The sequence below is a fragment of the Arthrobacter sp. JB02-1C genome, from assembly GCF_057748045.1.
The window spans coordinates 3358777-3376217 of record NZ_CM173235.1; the positions used below are offsets into that span (position 1 = coordinate 3358777).

The 17441-nt window shown below is 66.5% G+C and carries 19 protein-coding genes and 1 tRNA gene; 10 read left to right on the top strand and 10 right to left on the bottom strand.

The annotated features are described in order from the left end of the window. Nucleotides 1-51: 51 nt before the first annotated feature. Complete coding sequence (locus AC3ANP_RS15730) at nt 52-816, top strand: YaaA family protein (protein ID WP_488331061.1); 765 nt, start codon at nt 52-54, stop codon at nt 814-816. 7 nt (nt 817-823) lie between these two features. Here AC3ANP_RS15730 and AC3ANP_RS15735 read toward each other — a convergent pair whose 3' ends face one another. Next, a complete protein-coding gene (locus AC3ANP_RS15735) occupies nt 824-1561 on the bottom strand; it encodes a zinc ribbon domain-containing protein (RefSeq protein ID WP_488331062.1) in 738 nt (245 codons plus the stop codon). A gap of 98 nt (nt 1562-1659) precedes the next feature. Beyond that, entirely contained in the window at nt 1660-2565 is a 906-nt protein-coding gene (locus AC3ANP_RS15740) for a Nif3-like dinuclear metal center hexameric protein (protein WP_488331063.1), read from the bottom strand. A 155-nt stretch (nt 2566-2720) separates the two neighbouring features. On the opposite strand from AC3ANP_RS15740, the gene msrA reads away from it, so the two are divergent. From msrA to epsC, 3 genes are all read left to right on the top strand, one after another. Continuing rightward, nucleotides 2721-3245, top strand: a complete 525-nt coding sequence (gene msrA, locus AC3ANP_RS15745; RefSeq protein ID WP_488331064.1) for a peptide-methionine (S)-S-oxide reductase MsrA — start codon at nt 2721-2723, stop codon at nt 3243-3245. A gap of 65 nt (nt 3246-3310) precedes the next feature. Next, nucleotides 3311-4246 (top strand): cysteine synthase A, encoded by a 936-nt coding sequence (cysK, locus tag AC3ANP_RS15750; protein WP_488331065.1) that lies wholly within the window; start codon nt 3311-3313, stop codon nt 4244-4246. A gap of 34 nt (nt 4247-4280) precedes the next feature. After that, nucleotides 4281-4865, top strand: coding sequence for a serine O-acetyltransferase EpsC (gene epsC / locus AC3ANP_RS15755; protein WP_488331066.1), 585 nt, complete (start codon nt 4281-4283; stop codon nt 4863-4865). Nucleotides 4866-4933: 68 nt separating this feature from the next. Here the strand turns inward: epsC and gndA are convergent, their stop codons facing one another. Beyond that, complete coding sequence (gndA, locus tag AC3ANP_RS15760) at nt 4934-6370, bottom strand: NADP-dependent phosphogluconate dehydrogenase (RefSeq protein WP_488331067.1); 1437 nt, start codon at nt 6368-6370, stop codon at nt 4934-4936. Between the two features lie 221 nt (nt 6371-6591). Here gndA and AC3ANP_RS15765 point away from each other — a divergent pair, with 221 nt between their 5' ends. Then, on the top strand, nt 6592-7320 hold the full coding sequence (locus tag AC3ANP_RS15765) for a FadR/GntR family transcriptional regulator (protein ID WP_488331068.1): 729 nt from the start codon (nt 6592-6594) through the stop codon (nt 7318-7320). A gap of 312 nt (nt 7321-7632) precedes the next feature. On the opposite strand, the gene AC3ANP_RS15770 is transcribed toward AC3ANP_RS15765, so the two are convergent. Continuing rightward, nucleotides 7633-7923: a hypothetical protein gene (locus AC3ANP_RS15770; RefSeq protein ID WP_488331069.1), complete on the bottom strand. Its 291-nt coding sequence runs from the start codon at nt 7921-7923 to the stop codon at nt 7633-7635. A 222-nt stretch (nt 7924-8145) separates the two neighbouring features. Continuing rightward, nucleotides 8146-8721 (bottom strand): tyrosine-type recombinase/integrase, encoded by a 576-nt coding sequence (locus AC3ANP_RS15775; RefSeq protein ID WP_488331070.1) that lies wholly within the window; start codon nt 8719-8721, stop codon nt 8146-8148. Between the two features lie 60 nt (nt 8722-8781). Between AC3ANP_RS15775 and AC3ANP_RS15780 the strand changes: the two genes are divergently transcribed. Genes AC3ANP_RS15780 through AC3ANP_RS15795 form a run of 4 tightly spaced genes read left to right on the top strand, consistent with a single transcriptional unit; the run spans nt 8782 to nt 10775 of the window. Next, complete coding sequence (locus AC3ANP_RS15780; RefSeq protein ID WP_488331071.1) at nt 8782-9198, top strand: hypothetical protein; 417 nt, start codon at nt 8782-8784, stop codon at nt 9196-9198. A gap of 7 nt (nt 9199-9205) precedes the next feature. Then, entirely contained in the window at nt 9206-9550 is a 345-nt protein-coding gene (locus tag AC3ANP_RS15785) for a hypothetical protein (protein WP_488331072.1), read from the top strand. A gap of 7 nt (nt 9551-9557) precedes the next feature. Beyond that, nucleotides 9558-10436, top strand: coding sequence for a M23 family metallopeptidase (locus AC3ANP_RS15790; RefSeq protein ID WP_488331073.1), 879 nt, complete (start codon nt 9558-9560; stop codon nt 10434-10436). Further along, on the top strand, nt 10437-10775 hold the full coding sequence (locus AC3ANP_RS15795; protein ID WP_488331074.1) for a hypothetical protein: 339 nt from the start codon (nt 10437-10439) through the stop codon (nt 10773-10775). A 51-nt stretch (nt 10776-10826) separates the two neighbouring features. On the opposite strand, the gene AC3ANP_RS15800 is transcribed toward AC3ANP_RS15795, so the two are convergent. From AC3ANP_RS15800 to AC3ANP_RS15820, 5 genes are all read right to left on the bottom strand, one after another. Next, nucleotides 10827-11759: a DUF6492 family protein gene (locus AC3ANP_RS15800; protein ID WP_488331075.1), complete on the bottom strand. Its 933-nt coding sequence runs from the start codon at nt 11757-11759 to the stop codon at nt 10827-10829. A gap of 331 nt (nt 11760-12090) precedes the next feature. Next, nucleotides 12091-12166, bottom strand: a tRNA-Val gene (locus AC3ANP_RS15805). A gap of 102 nt (nt 12167-12268) precedes the next feature. Further along, a complete protein-coding gene (locus AC3ANP_RS15810; protein ID WP_488331076.1) occupies nt 12269-13189 on the bottom strand; it encodes an NAD-dependent protein deacetylase in 921 nt (306 codons plus the stop codon). Between the two features lie 14 nt (nt 13190-13203). Beyond that, the gene (locus AC3ANP_RS15815; protein ID WP_488331077.1) at nt 13204-13704 is read right to left on the bottom strand and encodes a peroxiredoxin; all 501 of its coding nucleotides are present in this window, start codon (nt 13702-13704) and stop codon (nt 13204-13206) included. Continuing rightward, nucleotides 13701-14120, bottom strand: a complete 420-nt coding sequence (locus AC3ANP_RS15820; protein ID WP_441400597.1) for a DUF3052 domain-containing protein — start codon at nt 14118-14120, stop codon at nt 13701-13703. The genes AC3ANP_RS15815 and AC3ANP_RS15820 overlap by 4 nt, the downstream gene beginning before the upstream one ends. 444 nt (nt 14121-14564) lie before the next feature. On the opposite strand from AC3ANP_RS15820, the gene aceE reads away from it, so the two are divergent. Then, entirely contained in the window at nt 14565-17345 is a 2781-nt protein-coding gene (aceE, locus tag AC3ANP_RS15825; RefSeq protein WP_488331078.1) for a pyruvate dehydrogenase (acetyl-transferring), homodimeric type, read from the top strand. The last annotated feature ends 96 nt before the right edge of the window (nt 17346-17441 follow it).

The window sequence follows — 17441 nt, forward strand, 5'->3', positions numbered from 1 at the left end:
GACGCCGGTCCGCGGCCATCCCGCCGTCGCAGCCGCCGGTAGGATCGTACGGTGCTGATTCTGCTGCCGCCCTCCGAAGGCAAGACCCCCGCCACCGGCGGCGACGCCGTCGACCCGGCGTCACTCAGTTTCCCCAGCCTTAACGGCTACCGGGCGAAGGTCCTCGAGGCCCTTGGCACCGTCAGCGCCCACCAGGACGCCCTGGCGCTGCTGGGCGTGGGCGCCTCACTGCAGGCCGACGTCGAACGCAACACCCGGCTGCACGTCGAGCCGGCGGCCCCGGCCCACCAGGTCTATTCCGGGGTCCTCTACGACGCTTTGGATTACCGTTCCCTGACCGCCGTGCAGCGGCGAAAGGCGGACGCGTCCGTCCTGGTGATCTCGGCGCTGTGGGGCGCCATCCGACTCACCGACCGGGTCCCGGCCTACCGGCTGTCCATGGCGACGGCGCTGCCCGACGTCGGGCGGTTGGCGTCATTCTGGAAGCCGCAACTCACGGAGGCCCTCGCCGCCGAAACCGAAGGGGAACTCCTGGTCGACTGCCGCTCCAGCACGTATGCCGCGGCCTGGGCTCCCCCGCCCGCGCAGACCGTTGCGGTCAATGTCTTCACCGAGGTCAACGGCGCGCGGAAGGTGGTGAGCCACTTCGCCAAGCACACCCGTGGCGAGCTGGCCCGGCACCTACTGGCCCGCCGCGGCAAGGCCCCGCAGACGCCGGCGCAGCTGCAAAAAGCGGCGGCGGAGAAGTGGGCCGCGGAACTGGTTCCCGGCACGGCCCGGAAGCCGCACGCCCTGAACCTCATCCTGCCAGGCTAGCTGGGGGTTAGGCCCACTCGGCGGAGCGGACCAGGATGCAACCGGAATCGGGGCAGAAAACGATCTCGTCCTCGGAGGCGGCCTTGATTTCGGCGAGGTCGCCCGGGCTCAGTTGCATGCCCGACCCCTCGGACGTGCCATGGAAGAGCCGTGCCGCGCCGACGCCGCGTTTGGCCAGCGTTTTCTCGTAGACGGCGAGCATCCCGGCGTCCAGTCCGGCGGCAAAATCGGCGCGCCGGCCGCGAACCACCGTCACTTCGGCGGCCACTTCGGCGAGCTGTTCGTCCAGTTCGGCGCGGATGGTGCCAAAGGAGCCCTGGATGTCGTCGACGATCTGCTGCTGCGTCGCCTGCCGGAGGCGGAGCGAGTCCAGCCGCTCGAGCACCTCGAGTTCAACGTCTTCCAGGTCCGAGCGGCGCTTGTTCAGCGAGGCGATGTCGCGTTGCAGCGCCACGAGGTCCTTGGAGAGCCCGGTCCCGCTGTTGAGCTTGGCTTCGTCGCGCTCGATCCGGGACGCGACCTGTTCGACGTCGGCCTCGGCGCGTTTGAGTTCGAGTTCGGCGTCGTGCACCGCCACCTTCGCGGCGCCGAGTTCGCCGTTGGCCACCCCCAGCGCGGCTTCGAGGTCGGTGATCCGGGAGTCGCTTTCGAGGCTGCGGCGGCGGTTGGCCAGGGATTTGAGCTTGGCGTCCAGTGCCTGCAATTCGAGCAACTTCAACTGTTCCGCCGGTGCTGCCTTGGCCACTATTTCCTCCGCTTGTTCTCTTTCCGGCCGGCTTGTTCACTTTCGGTGCCGGGCCGGGCACCATACCGGCGCTGCTTAGACTCTAGCGCCTGGCGTGCCTAGCCCGGAGTCAGAATGAAGTCCCAGGGGTCGCTGTTGGTGTTGCTGACCCGGATCTCGATGTCATGCCCCTGGTCGGTCAGCACGTTTCCGAGCGCTTCGGCCGCGGCCGGCAGCCACAGCCATTCGCTCGCGAAATGCGAAACGTCGATCAGGTAGGGACGGTCATTGACGGCGCCCTCGCGGGCCTCCGATGCCGGGTGGTGCCGCAGATCCGCGGTGAGGTAAACGTCGGCGTTGCTGGCGCGGACCTCGGCGAAGAGCGAATCACCCGCGCCCCCGCACAGTGCCACCCGGCGCACCAGCCCGTCACGGTCGCCGGCAACCCGCACGCCTCCGGCCACCGATGGCAGGATGCCATAGACCCGCGCCGCGAAGTCGCCGAGGGTCTGCACGTCGGGAAGGTCGCCGACCCGCCCGATGCCCTCCTCCGGCAGCCCGTTGCCGGCCGGCGTCAACGGGGTCACGTCCTGGAGGCCCAGCGCATCGGCGAGGACATCGGACACGCCGCCGACGGCGGAATCACCGTTGGTGTGGACGGTCATCAGTGCGGTCCCGGATTCGATCAGCCGGTGGACGGCCTTGCCCTTGGGCGTGTTGGCGGCCACCGAGGTGACGCCCTTGAGCAGCAGCGGGTGGTGGGTGATCAGCAGCTCGGCTCCCCAGTCGATGGCCTCCTCGATCACGTCGAGGGTGGGGTCGACGGCGAACAGGATCTTGCTCACTTCCGCCGAGGGATGACCGGCGACGAGGCCAACCTTGTCCCAGTCCTCGGCCAGTGATTCCGGCCAGAGCTCCTCGACGGCCAGCAGGATCATGCCCAGTGTGGCGGCCTGGACCGGACCGTCCTGGTCTGCGGCCGGGCCGGCGGGCTGAACTGAAACGTCCGGGTTCTCAGGTTCCATACCCTTATTTTTACCCTATCCGCGAGTCAGACCGGCCGCGGCCGGCAGTACCAGGGGCACGCGGCCGCGCCGGGAATCCCGCGTGCGCCGGCCGGAGGCGGACCCGGACACGCCGCCGCGGGAATGATCCGGGCCGTTCGTCCATTGAACAGGACATGAGAACTTTCGTGCTTGGCGGAGGCTGCTTCTGGTGCCTCGATGCTGTCTACCAGAAGACCAAGGGTGTCAGCTCGGTGGTTTCGGGTTACACCGGAGGCCACGACCGCAACCCCGACTACTACTCTGTCTGCTCCGGGACCACCGGCCACGCCGAGGTGGTGGCGGTGACGTTCGATGAGGAGGTCATCCCGGCCGAAGTCATCCTGGACATGTTCTTCGCGCTGCACGACCCCACCACGCTGAACCGGCAGGGTTACGACGTGGGCACCCAGTATCGGTCGTCCATGTTCTATGAAACGACCGAGGAAAAGGCCCTGTTCGAGAAGGCGATTGAGCGCAACCAGCAGCTGTGGACCCACCCGATCGTCACCGAGGTGAGCCGGCTGCCGGCGTTCCATGTGGCCGAGAATTTCCACCAGGACTACTACGCCAAGTACCCGGAGCAGGGGTATTGCCAGGTCATTATCAACCCCAAGCTGGCCAAGGCCCGCAAGTATTACTCCGCGTGGCTTAATGCTTAGCCTGCGTTGCGGCGCCCTCGTTAGGCTGACCCTAAAATTCCCTCCTCACGGATAGGCATACCCCCATGGCACGGATTTATGACGATGTTACCCAGCTGGTCGGCGGCACTCCGCTGGTCCGCCTGAACCGGCTGGCCGAGGGCCTGGATGCCAGCGTTGCGGTGAAACTGGAGTTCTACAACCCGGCCAACAGTGTCAAGGACCGGATCGGCGTGGCCATTGTCGACGCCGCCGAGAAGGCCGGCGCGCTGAAGCCCGGCGGCACGATTGTCGAGGGGACCTCCGGCAACACCGGCATTGCCCTGGCGATGGTCGGCGCGGCTCGCGGCTACCGCGTGATCCTCACCATGCCGGAGACCATGTCCACCGAGCGCCGCGTGATGCTCCGCGCGTACGGCGCGGAAATCGTGCTGACCCCGGGCTCCGAGGGCATGCGCGGCGCCGTCGAAAAAGCCCAGGAGATCGTGGCCACGACGGAAAACTCCATCTGGGCCAAGCAGTTCGCCAACGAGGCCAACCCGGAGGTGCACCGCCGGACCACCGCGGAGGAAATCTGGTCCGACACCGATGGCAAGGTCGATATCTTCGTCGCCGGGGTGGGCACCGGCGGAACCGTCACCGGCGTCGGGCAGGTCCTGAAGGAGCGCAAGCCCGGCGTGCAGATCGTCGCCGTCGAGCCCAAGGACTCCGCCATCCTCAACGGCGGCAGCGCCGGCCCGCACAAGATCCAGGGCCTGGGCGCCAACTTCGTCCCGGAAATCCTGGACACCAGCGTTTACGACGAAGTCCTCGACGCCAGCCTGGAGGACTCGGTCCGGGTGGCCCGCGACCTCGGAGTCAAGGAAGGCATCCTCGGCGGCATCTCCTCCGGCGCCATCGTTTGGGCGGCGCTGGAGCTCGCCAAGCGGCCGGAGAACGCCGGTAAGCTGATTGTTGCCGTTGTCTGCGATTTCGGGGAGCGCTACATCTCCACCGTGCTGTACGACGACATCCGCGGCTGATTCCGGCCCGGCCACCATACGTAGAAAGGTCTTTGTGAGCTTCTTCGCAAGACTGAAGGAAGACCTCGACGCGGCCCGGTCCCACGACCCGGCCGCGCGGGGCTCCTTCGAAAACCTCTTTGCCTATTCCGGCCTGCACGCGATCTGGGCGCACCGCCTGACGCACCGGCTGTGGCAAAACCCGTCGCTGCGCTTCCCTGCGCGGCTCATCTCGCAGCTGGCCCGGTTCCTGACCGGGATCGAGATCCACCCCGGGGCGACCATCGGCCGGCGCTTCTTCATCGACCATGGCATGGGCGTGGTCATCGGTGAGACCGCGGACATTGGCGAGGACGTCATGATCTATCACGGGGTCACCCTGGGCGGCCGTTCTCTCGCCAAGGTCAAGCGCCATCCAACCATCGAAGACCGCGTGGTCATCGGCGCCGGGGCCAAAGTCCTCGGGCCCATCACGATCGGGCGTGACAGTGCCATCGGCGCCAACGCCGTCGTGGTCAAGGACGCCCCGGCCGAGTCGATCCTGACCGGTGTACCCGCCACCTGGCGGCACCGGGACGCGGAGCGCGAAACCAAACCCGCCGTCGACCCGGCCGAGTACCTCATCGAGTACCGGATCTAGGTCGCGCCGCCGCAGGCAAGACGAACGCCCCTGGCCCATCGGGCCAGGGGCGTTCGGCGTTGACGGCCCTAGTGGGTGTCCACCGCCGAGACTTCGGATTTGTCCTCGCCCCAGAGGGTGTGGAACGAGCCCTCGGCGTCGATCCGGCCGTAGGTGTGGGCACCGAACAGGTCGCGCTGGCCCTGGATCAGGGCGGCCGGGAGCCGCTTGCGGCGCAGGCCGTCGTAGTAGGCCAGTGAGGACGAGAACACCGGGACCGGGATGCCCAGCTGCACCGCGGTGGCCACCACGCGGCGCCATGCCGGGAGGACCTCGGCGATCGCCTTGGTGAACGCCGGGGCGAACAGCAGGTTGGCCGGCTTCTCGGCCGCGGCGTAGGCCTTGGTGATGTCCTTGAGCAGCTCTGCCCGGATGATGCAGCCGCCGCGCCACATCGAGGCGATCTCGTCCAGCTTGAGGTCCCAGCCGTACTCCGTGGCCGCGGAACCGAGCATGTCCAGCCCCTGGGCGTAGGAGACCAGCTTGGAGGCGTACAGCGCCTGCCGGACATCCTCGACAAAGGTTTCCGGGACCTCGACGGCGGCCTCGCCGCCGGTGAGCAGTTCCTGCGCCAGCTTGCGCTGGGCCGCCTGCGAGGACAGGGCGCGGGCGAAGACCGATTCGGCGATGCCCGACGTCGGGGAGCCCAGTTCGAGGGCGGAGATGACCGTCCAGCGGCCGGTGCCCTTCTGGCCGGCGGCATCCACGACGACGTCGACGAACGGCTTGCCGGTCTTGGCGTCGACGTGGCCGAGGACTTCGGCGGAGATCTCAATCAGGAAGGAGGCCAGGTCACCCTTGTTCCACTCGGCGAAGATCTTGGCCTGCTCGGCGGGTTCGATGCCGGCCCCGGAGCGCAGCAAGTCGAAGGCTTCTCCAATGACCTGCATGTCGGCGTATTCGATGCCGTTGTGCACCATCTTCACGAAGTGGCCGGCGCCGTCGGTGCCGATCCAGGCGCAGCAGGGCTGGCCGTCAACGTGCGCAGCGATCTTTTCCAGCAGCGGGCCAAGAGCGGCGTAGGACTCCTTGGAACCGCCCGGCATGATGGACGGACCGTTGAGCGCCCCTTCTTCGCCGCCGGAGACACCGATGCCCACGAAGTGGAGGTCCTTTTTCGCGAGTGCGGCTTCGCGCCGGCGGGTGTCCTCGAAGTGGGAGTTGCCGGCGTCGATGATGATGTCGCCCGGCTCCAGCAGCGGCTCGAGCTGTTCGATCACCGAGTCCACCGGCTTGCCGGCCTTGACCATGATCAGCACCCGGCGCGGCTTTTCCAGGGAGTCGACGAGTTCCTGCAGCGTCTCGGTCCGGATGAAGTTGCCCTCCTGGCCGTGCTTTTCGAGGAGCGCGTCGGTTTTTTCCACGGACCGGTTGTGGAGTGCAACGGTAAAGCCGTTACGGGCCAGGTTCCGGGCCAGATTCGCGCCCATCACGGCGAGGCCGGTGACACCGATGTGTGCTGACATCAAAACTCCAATTCATTCTGTGCGTCGAGTGCGGGGTGTCCGCGCGTGCTGCGTACACGCTTCCTGCAACCGCTGCTGTCGATAAACCATAGGCAGCTCCGCGGAGGGCGGGAAAGCAGCGCCCACGGGGCGGAACGGGCCGCGTCATAACAGTCTATGGTTTTCTGCGATCCCCGCGCCTGCGCTGCTGCGGACCGGGGGCCGCCATTATGCTTACGACTATGTCAACCAGTCTCCATCACCGGGCTATTGAGCATCTGGGCGCCCGGATAGTCGCCGGGGAACTCCCCCCGGGCCACGTCATGCTGGCCGAGCATCTTGAGGACGAGATGAAGGTGTCCCGTTCCGTGGTGCGCGAGGCCGTGCGGGTGCTCCAGTCGTTGGGGCTGGTGGAGACCATTAAGCGTGTCGGCATCCGGGTGCTGCCGGCCAGCCGCTGGAACCCGTTTGACCCGTTGGTGATCCGCTGGCGCCTGGCGGGTGAGGGCCGCGGCGCGCAGCTGCGCTCCCTGGCCGAACTGCGGACAGCCGTGGAGCCGGTCGCGGCGGAACTGGCTGCCGGAAACGCCCCGGCAGAACTGCGCAGCGAGCTGGTGGGAATTTCGCACGCGATGCACGAGGCGGGCACGGCAGGCGACGTGCAGCGGTTTCTGGACCTGGACATCCAGTTCCACTCGCTGCTGCTGGCCGGCTCCGGCAATGAGATGTTCGCCAACATGGTGGGGCAGGTCGCCGAGACCCTCACCGGGCGCACCGTCCACGGTCTGATGCCGGACCACCCGCGGGCCTCGGCGCTGCGGTGGCACGTGGAGGTTGCCGAGGCGATCGCGGCCGGCGACGGCCCGGCGGCGCGTGAGGCGTCGAACAAGATCATGCGCGAGACGATCGCCGAGATGGAACCCAGCTGGCGGGACCAGCCGCGGGTGTACGTGCCCGTCCGGCGGCCTTAAGCCGCCACCTTGCCAGGACACCGGCGAACGCGGGCTTGATCACCGCGTCTGGGGGTGCCGCCGGCGCCGCGGATGGGCGGGCCGCATGCGCCGCGGACGGGCGGGCCGCATGCGCCGCCAGGGCGTTGCCGGGCGTTTCACATTTGGACACATTCACGGTAATGTTTCTAGCGAGCCTTCCACCGCGGCATCCCCCAATAGTCGCGGTGGAAGGCTCTTCCATTTGCCCGCAACCATTGCCCGGAACTCGCGGGAGCTGGCAGGCACATTCCCTTCCCCGCCCGTTCCCTGAGGGCCCTCTTCGCCCCGACGTCAGGCGGCGTCCGCAACGGCGTCCCGCAGCCGCCAGCCGCCGCCGAGGCCGTCCCGGAGAATTTCCAGGGTGGTCAGCGCCGATCCGCTGTTCCGGCCGAGCCTGACCTGCACCTGCCAGACCTCGACGTCGACGCGGCTCAGGCCCTTGGGCATCCTGCGTTCCGCTTCCCACCAACTCACCCGTTCAAACCAGCGGACAGGTTCCGCCCCGACCACCCATTCCCGGCCGCCGCGGACTACGGCGGCTGGGCGCCCGTCCGGGCCGGCTTTGACCACAACATGTTCCATGCCGGCGACACTACGGGCGGGCACCGACAGTGACCGTCGGGAACCGGGGGTACCGGGGGCGCCGCGCTGGAGATAGGCCAACACGGGCCGGGACAGGCCGGCAGCACAGCAAAAACCCCGCCGTGGCCGGCCTGTTGGCCTGCCGCGTCGGGGTTTTTCTTGGTGGGTCCTACCGGGATCGAACCGATGACATCCACGGTGTAAACGTGGCGCTCTTGCCCGTCACTGCGCGGATTTCAGGAGGGTCAGGGAGGTTTCAGGGCGGTTCGGGTTGAGCAGGGCGTCCATCCTGGCGGCCACGTCGGAGAGTTCCTGGTCGAAGAGCCCGGAATACGTATCCAGTGTGAGCGCCGCGGAGGCGTGGCCAAGCATCCGCTGGACGGACTTCACGGAAGCACCGGAGTGCACGGCGAGGCTTGCGGCGGTGTGGCGGAGGTCGTGGACCCAGAGCCCCTCTGGGAGCCCGGCCGCCTCCACGGCCGGGTCGTACTCGCGGGTCTTGAAGTTGTTCGAGCGCAGATGGTGGCCGCGTTCGGAGGGGAAGACGAGGACATCCCGGCCCCGGCCCTGCAGCCGGGAGCTGAGCCGTTCGGCCATGAACGCGTTCAGCGGCACAGTGCGTTCCTTCCCGTTCTTCGGCGGCCCGATGACCATCGCCCCGTCGACCTCGGTCACGGACCGGGCGACCCGCACCCGCCCCCGCTTGACGTCGACGTCGCGGGTCCGGAGCTCCGCGGCCTCCCCAAAGCGCAGGCCTACCCTGCCGGACGCGGCCAAACCAGCGGACTGGCCGCCCAAAACGTGCGCCCCCGGACCATTCACAGCCGGGGGCGCACCCATGCGGCCAAGGAGGCGCACATGAAAAACACCCTGCACAGACTATGGCTCCGCGTGCAGGAGCCCCGGGCCCTCTCGGTGATCTATTTCCTGATCTACCTGGCCGTGTTCTTCCTGGGACTGCTCGTAGCGTTGTTCCCGCCGCGTGCGGTCCAGGGCACCATTGGGCAGACCCTCCTCGTCGTCTGGGCCTGCATGCTGGTCGCCGGCGGCGGGATCGGGTCGGCGACGGCGCTGCAGGGCGCCTGGTTCATCGAGCGGGCAGGGACGATCCTCTGCATGTTTGCGATGGCCATCTACGGGGCGGTCGTCGTCGGGCTGCCGGTCTCGCAGCAGAGCCTCCGCGCCGCGACCCTCTGCTTCGTCGCCTTCTCCATTCTCGCCTTCGCGGCCCGGCTCGTGATCACGCGGCGTTACGCCTTCGATCCTGAACGGTAGGACCTTTATGGACCAGGCAGCAGAACCGCATTACGTCCAGATGCTCGCGGCTATGTTCGGAATCCTCGGCAGCAGCGGCGCGCTGGTCGTGATCGTCAACGGCGCGGTCAAATATTTCAGCGGCACCGCCGGCCGGGAGCGGATCCGCAACGCCAGCATGAAGGAGCAGCGCAACGAGGCGTGGGCCGACGCCGAACGGGAGCGGGCCCGCGCCGACCTCGAGGCGCACAACCGGCGCCTCACCGAGGAATACGCCTCCCAGCTCCGCCGCGACTGCACCGAGCACGGCGTCACCGACCGTGAGCTCCGGCCCTGGCCAACCCTCAAGAAACCACCACCGGACCAGGAATAGGACACTGATGGCCACTTACTGCAAACCATTCACCAGGGGCGCCTCGTGGCGGTCCCAGAACTTCGGCGACAACGCCACGATCTACGGCCCGCACACCGGCATGGACGACGCCGCCCCCAGCGGCACCCCTGTCCACGCGGCCGGTGACGGGGTGATCGACTGGGCCGGGACGTTCGACGACACCTACATTGACAACCTGCTGTGGCTGCTGAACATGAGCGGCAACATCGTCGTCCTGAACTGCGGCGCCGCGGAGCCGTCCTTCGTCTACGCGCACCTGGACCGGTTCCTGGTCAAGCGCGGCGACAGGGTCCGCAAGGGCCAGATCGTCGCCTACTCCGGCAACAGCGGGTACGCCACCATCGGGTCCCACCTGCACACCGAAGCCGTCCCGCCCGGGTTCTCGCTGAACAGCCCCATGCTCGGCCGCGTCAACCCGGACCGCTACCTCACCGAATGGCCGGAAGACATCGCCGGGCTCGCCGCAATGGGCGGCACCACACCGATAGAACAGGATTGGTTCGACATGGCAACTGAAGAGCAAGTACGCGCAATCGTCAAGGCCGAAGTCCGGGGCGCACTGCAGGAGCGGTGGGCCGACTCTGAAGGCGTCCCGACCTCGGTGAAGGACATGGTGCAGATCATCCGTTCCCTCGTCCACGATGTGCCCCGCGCACTGCTGGACACCAAGATTCCCCGCGCTGGTGGCGAGTTCGGCGGCGACATGTCCCTCCGCGGCGTGCTCGCGTATGCGGACCAGAAGCACATCGAAGCTCTCCGCGCCACAGCCCAAGCAGCACACGGTGACGGGGCGTCCGCCGACCAGATCATCCAGACCGTCAAAGACGCACTCAAGGGAGCAACCATCACCCTCGGAGGTAAGTAGATGCTGCTGACATCCATCCTGCGGACCATCGTCCCGGCCCTGTGGGGCAGCGTCCTCGCGTGGCTGATCGGCGTCGCGCCAGTCCTCGCCCCTCTCGAGGCCGACCTGGCCGGCCTCGCCGAAATCGCCCTGCCAGTCATCACCGCCGTCACTATCGGCGCCTGGTACGCGCTCTGGCGCTGGGCCGAACCCCGCCTGCCCGACTGGCTCACCCGCGCCGTCCTCGGCTCCGCGAAAACGCCCGTCTACCTCGGCAAGCACGCAGCGGTCGGAGCGCGGCCCGGACCCTTTCCCAACTCGATGCTGGCGCACGACACCCGCGAACGCCCCACCGAGTAACGCAAAGCGCCGCCACCCTTCACGGGGTGGGGGCGCTCTTGTGCGTTCCAGTCACCGCGTCGACATGGGCTGATCGAATTCTAGGAACCAGGCCGGGTCCTCGTCGGCGGTCAACAGTTCGGCTTTCCACAGATTCACGATGTTCTCCAGCTGCTCATCATTCAACTTGGGAATGCGCCTACGATGAAGCCCGAACACTGCGACCCTGCTGGACCTTGCTGACTCAATGAGCGCCAAAAAGTCTTCCCTTTTCCGGGGCCACTTAGTGAATAGTGTGGCCGCCATCTTGTCCGCATGCTCATACAAGCATTCCCGGTCAGTCACGAAGAGATAGGCCCAGTAGAGAAAGAACTCAGTTGTCCCCGACAACTCGTCCTCAAAGAGATCCCGTAAGGCCTTACCAGCATGCCTCGACTCCAAATCTGAAATCATGTCCCGCACAAGACCGGCGTGCATGAGATAGGGGGTGGTTGTAGGCATAGCGAACTCTTCCAACTCTGCGGCCCGATCCTCTGCGCCGAACGCCCTGAACGAACCCTTCATCAAGAGACGCTGAGCCTTAGGGGCGGGCCGGCGGAAAGTCTTGATTGCCGTGTCGGTAAAGAAGTCCCGGACCACAGTTCGGTGCACGAAGTGGTTCTTTGCATCCAACACCAAGTAATAGCGGGCGACCAAATGGTTCGCCACTACGAGCTTGAGGAGCTGCTGCCCCCGCCACCCTAAAGGGTCGTGGCCGGGCAGCAAGGTAGAAGCCTCGACGTAGTCAATCTTCGCCGCCAGCTCGGGAGCGATGCGCGACTCAGTGTTGGCTTTCAGGAAAGCCTCCAGCTGGACGTTGTCCTGTCCGTTCAACACAACGATGTATCGGCCAATGTTGGAGTGGTCCAGGAGCCGGCCCACCGAGAGGATCTGGAGGACCGTAAGACGGATGTCGCCCTCGAAAGTGATCGTCACAAGGTCAACATCCTGGAAGTTTCTGGGCATGGCCCGAGATTAGCAGCATCCCTGGAGGGCGATAAATCAGGACCTCCCCTCCGCCCGTGTCACCGACTCCGAATGGGAATCGAAGAGTACCGGCGATACCCCGAGCACTTGCGGGGCGTCAGGTGGGGTGACCGGTTCCCGGGCTTCCTACCGGCTTAGCTCCCAGGGCGGTTTTAGGGCGGTTTAGTCCCGGCAGGCTGGTGCGAGTGACTGTTACTCTAAGGAAGCCGCAGGAACACCTCGGAAGAACTCTGCGGAACTCGACACGCCCGGGAACCACGCAAAGACCCCGCCGTTCCGGGGATTTCCAGAACAGCGGGGCTGCGTAACTTGGTGGGTCCTACCGGGATCGAACCGATGACATCCACGGTGTAAACGTGGCGCTCTACCAGCTGAGCTAAAGACCCAAAAATGTTGTTGCCGGCTCGCGGAGCCGCAACCAACGAACAACGACTCTACCGGATGCGGCGCAGAAAGCGCCAATCGCCGCCGGGGCAGCCGGCACGGTTTCAGAGTCCCGGAAGTTCTGCCGCGAGCCAGGTCAGGGCTTCACTGACGCCGGCGTCCAGCTTGATCGTGGCGAGGGCGTCACCGCGGGTCTGTCCCCGGTTGATAATCACCACGGCCTTGCCCTGTTTCGCGGCGTGGCGGACGAACCGCAGGCCGCTCATCACGGTCAGGGAGGAACCCGCCACGAGCAGTGCGCCGGCGGCGTCCACCATGGCGTAGGAGCGCTCCACGCGGTCCTTCGGGACGTTTTCGCCGAAGTAGACGAAATCCGGTTTCAGCGTCCCGCCGCAGGCCGGGCAGTTCGCAACGACGAACCCCGCGATGAGTTCCGAGTCCTCCACCGTCGCGTCGGCGTCGGGCGCCATCTCCACGACACCGGCCTCGAGGGCATCCGTGAGGAAGCCGGGATTGAGTTCCTCGAGGACCCCGGCCAGCAGCGCCCGGGTGTAGCGCCGCCCGCAGTCCAGGCAGAGCACCCGGTCGAAACGGCCGTGCAGATCCACGACGTTGACGCTGCCCGCGTCCTCGTGCAGCCGGTCCACGTTCTGGGTGATCAGGCCGGTCAGGAGGCCGCGGTGCTCCAGCCGGGCCGCGGCCCGGTGGCCGGCGTTGGGATCGGCCCGGCGCAGGTGGGACCAACCGATGTGGTTACGGGCCCAGTACCGGCGCCGGTTCTCGGCCTTGCCGACGAACTCCTGGTACGTCATCGGTTCCCGTGGCGCGGCGCCGGGGCCGCGGTAGTCCGGGATTCCCGAATCCGTGCTCAGCCCTGCTCCGGTCAACAATGCGAAGCGCTCCCCCGCCAGCAGGGCGTGGATTTCCTGCAGGACTTCGAGTTCGCTGCGCGCGGGTTCGGCGGCGGCGACCGGCGGCAGGCTGGCAAAACCAGTCATGCCGATCCCGGGGCGCCGCTGCCTCATGCTCCCCGTCCCGCTCAGGATCCCGCGAGCCCGGCTAGGGCGGCGCGGTACTCCGCGAAGTTCCGGGCCTGGCCGCGTGGATTGACGACAACGTAGCGGACGATGCCGTCCGCGTCGATGATGAAAGTGCCGCGCTGGGCCATGCCGCTGTCCGGGTCGAAAACACCGTACCGTTGCGCGACGGCGCCATGCGGCCAGAAGTCGGCGAGGAGGTCGAAGGTGTAGCCCTCTTTCTCCGCGTACGCCCGCTGCGCGAACTTGCTGTCGACCGAAACACCCAGCACAGCCGCCTTGGAGTCGTCGAAAACGCCAAGGTTGTCGCGGATCTCGCAGAGCTCGCCCGTGCAGATTCCGGAAAATGCGAAGGGAAAAAACACGAGGACCACGTTGCGGCCCCGGAGATCGGATAGCCGGACCGGTTCCCCAAACTGGTTGACCAGCTCGAAGTCGGGGGCCGGCTGCCCGACGGCGGGTACCGGCGCAGGCGGCGAGGCCGTCACCGCCGGTTGGGTCACTTGTTCTTCCGGGTGACCAGGCGGGTGGCGCTCCAGTCCTTGGAAACGCCCGCCGAGGTGGTGTAGTGCAGGCCCGCGGTGGGTGCCGCGTCCTGGATTTCAGCCGGCGAGACGTAGCCGACGCGGCCGTTCTTCGGAGTGAGTACCCAGACCACGCCGCCTTCGGTCAAGGTGGTCCGTGATCCGACCAGGGTGTCCACCAGGTCGCCGTCGTCGGACCGCCACCAGAGAATTACCGCATCGACGACTTCGTGGTCGTCCTCGTCGAAGAGCTCCGACCCGGTGAGGTCCTCGATGTCGTCACGCAAGTCGAAGTCGACGTCGTCGTCATAACCGAATTCCTGAATCAGATCTCCGTTTTTGAAACCCAATTTTTCCGCCACATTTACCGAAGTGGCGGCGTCGGCCTCGCTCACGTGTTGCTCCTATGCTGTTTGTGCTTCCTGGGGTACTGCATTTCGTGCTGTCGTATGTACTGCTTAGTTAAACCAATGCCGCTAGTGACTTCCATTACTACCAGCCAACACCCTTTGAGCCTTGGCTTCAAGCTGTGGAGCCCGCGTTCCGCCATATTCTGCGTCACACCGGCCGCCCGCGGACCGTGCCCGGGACACTGCGTCACAGAACCAGTATGCCCGGGAAGGGGGGCGGCTGCGCCACTTCATGGCTACGCATCCGCGGACGCACCCGGCTAGAGTGGCTGGTGACGACTTTGCCTGCGCGGACAACCGCCCGCTACGACAGGCAGGCATGGTTGTGATTGCACCTAGCCCGGCGCACAGGACCGGGCTGCTGTTACCGAAATGTCGCACACGTCGCGTTCACGCCAGGCAGTTACCCTGCCGAAGCTGAGGGTGCCGATGAATGCGCTCAAAGAGAGGTTGGACGTGGCTGCAGGAGAAGATACCTCCCATATCCTCAGCGGGTTGACTAACCAGCTGCCTGATCGTGATCCAGAAGAGACCGCCGAGTGGCTGGAGTCCCTGGATACCTTGATTCAGGAACAGGGCACGGCTCGTGCCCAATACATCATGCGGAGTTTGCTCCAGCGCGCCGGCGCGCAAAGCGTGGGTGTGCCGATGGTGACCACCACCGACTACGTCAACACCATTCCGGTGGACCAGGAAGCGCCGTTCCCCGGTGACGAGGAAATCGAGCGCAAATACCGCGCCTGGATGCGTTGGAACGCCGCCGTCATGGTGCACCGCGCCCAGCGCCCGGACATCGGCGTCGGCGGCCACATCTCGACCTACGCGGGAGCCGCGACCCTGTATGAGGTCGGCTTCAACCACTTCTTCCGCGGCAAGGACCACCCCGGCGGCGGCGACCAGGTCTTCTTCCAGGGCCACGCCTCCCCCGGCATGTACGCCCGCGCCTTCATGGAAGGCCGGCTCAGCGAAGAGGACCTGGACGGGTTCCGGCAGGAGAAGTCCAAAGAAGGACATGCCCTCTCCTCCTACCCGCACCCGCGCCTGATGCCGGACTTCTGGGAATTCCCGACGGTGTCCATGGGTATCGGCCCGATGAACGCCATCTACCAGGCACAGTCGAACCGCTACCTGCACAACCGCGGAATCAAGGACACCTCGGACCAGCAGGTCTGGGCCTTCCTGGGTGACGGCGAAATGGACGAACCCGAGTCCCGCGGCCTGCTCCAGCTCGCCGCGAACGACAAGCTGGACAACCTTAACTTCGTGATCAACTGCAACCTGCAGCGCCTCGACGGCCCGGTCCGGGGCAACGGCAAGATCGTGCAGGAACTCGAGGCGTTCTTCCGCGGCGCCGGCTGGAACGTCATCAAGGTCGTCTGGGGCCGTGAGTGGGACGACCTGCTCGCCAAGGACGAAGACGGCTCGCTCGTGAAGATCATGAACGAGACGGTCGACGGCGACTACCAGACCTACAAGGCCGAATCCGGCGGGTTCGTCCGCGAACACTTCTTCGGCAAGACGCCGCAGACCAAGGACATGGTCGCGGACATGACGGACCAGGAAATCTGGAACCTCAAGCGCGGTGGCCACGATTACAACAAGGTCTACGCCGCGTACAAGGCCGCCGTCGAGTTCAAGGGCAAGCCCACGGTCATCCTGGCGCACACGGTGAAGGGCTACGGCCTCGGCACCCACTTCGAGGGCCGCAACGCGACGCACCAGATGAAGAAGCTCACCCTCGCGGACCTGAAGGCGTTCCGCGACCACCTGCGCATCCCGATCACGGACGAACAGCTCGAAGCCGACCTGTACCGGCCGCCGTACTACCACCCCGGCGCCGACGCCCCGGAGATCAAGTACCTGATGGAGCGTCGCCGCGCCCTGGGAGGATTTGTGCCGGAGCGCCGCTCCAAGCACACGGCGGTGACCCTGCCCGGCGACAAGGCCTACGAGGTCGCCAACCGCGGCTCCGGCAAGCAGCTGGCAGCGACGACGATGGCCTTTGTCCGGCTGCTCAAGGACCTGATGCGGGACAAGGACTTCGGCTCGCGGATCGTGCCGATCATCCCGGACGAGGCCCGTACCTTCGGCATCGACGCGTTCTTCCCGACGGCGAAGATCTACAACCCGAACGGCCAGAACTACCTGTCCGTGGACCGTGACCTGGTCCTGGCCTACAAGGAATCCATTGCCGGCCAGATCGTGCACGCCGGCATCAACGAGGCCGGCTCGGTGGCCGCGTTCACCGCCGCGGGAACGTCCTACGCCACCCACGGCGAACCGCTGATCCCGATTTACGTGTTCTATTCCATGTTCGGTTTCCAGCGGACCGGCGACTCCTTCTGGGCCGCCGCTGACCAGATGACCCGTGGCTTCGTCATCGGTGCCACCGCCGGGCGGACCACGCTGACCGGCGAAGGCCTGCAGCACGCCGACGGCCACTCGCCGCTGCTGGCCTCGACCAACCCGGCCGTCGTCAGCTACGACCCGGCCTACGGTTACGAGATCGGCGTCATCATGCGCGACGGCCTCAACCGGATGTACGGTCCGGGGCTGGCGGACAACGACCCGTCACGGAACGTGATGTACTACCTCACGGTCTACAACGAGCCGATCTCCCAGCCGGTGGCCCCGGCTGAACTGGACGTCGAAGGCATCATCAAGGGCATCTATCTGCTGGCGCCGGCCAAGATCGACGGCCCGCGCACGCAGATCCTCGCCTCCGGCGTCTCCGTTCCCTGGGCTATCGAGGCCCAGCGGATCCTGGCCGAGGACTGGGGCGTCTCCGCCGACGTCTGGTCCGTGACCTCCTGGACCGAACTGCGCCGCGACGCCATGGCCGCCGAGGAAGAGTCTTTCCTCAACCCGGGCCAGCCGGCCCGCGTCCCGTTCGTCACCGAACAGCTCGCCGGCGCCACCGGACCGATCGTCGCCGTCTCGGACTACATGAAGGCCGTCCCGGACCAGATCCGGCAGTTCATCCCGAACGAGTTCGCTTCCCTCGGCGCCGACGGCTTCGGCTTCTCCGACACCCGCGCCGCAGCGCGCCGCTTCTTCAAGAACGACATCCACTCCATCGTGGTCCGTTCACTGCAGATGCTGGCCCGCCGCGGCGAAGTCGACGCCCAGGCGCCGGCGCAGGCCATCGAGAAGTACAAGCTGCTCAACGTCAACGCCGGCACCACCGGCAATGCCGGCGGCGACTCCTAGGCCGGCAGCCCCACCGGCGCGCCGGTTGCGCCAGCACACGCCCGACGGCGGTCCCCACCCACGGTGGGGGCCGCCGTCGGGCGTTTACGCCGGTGT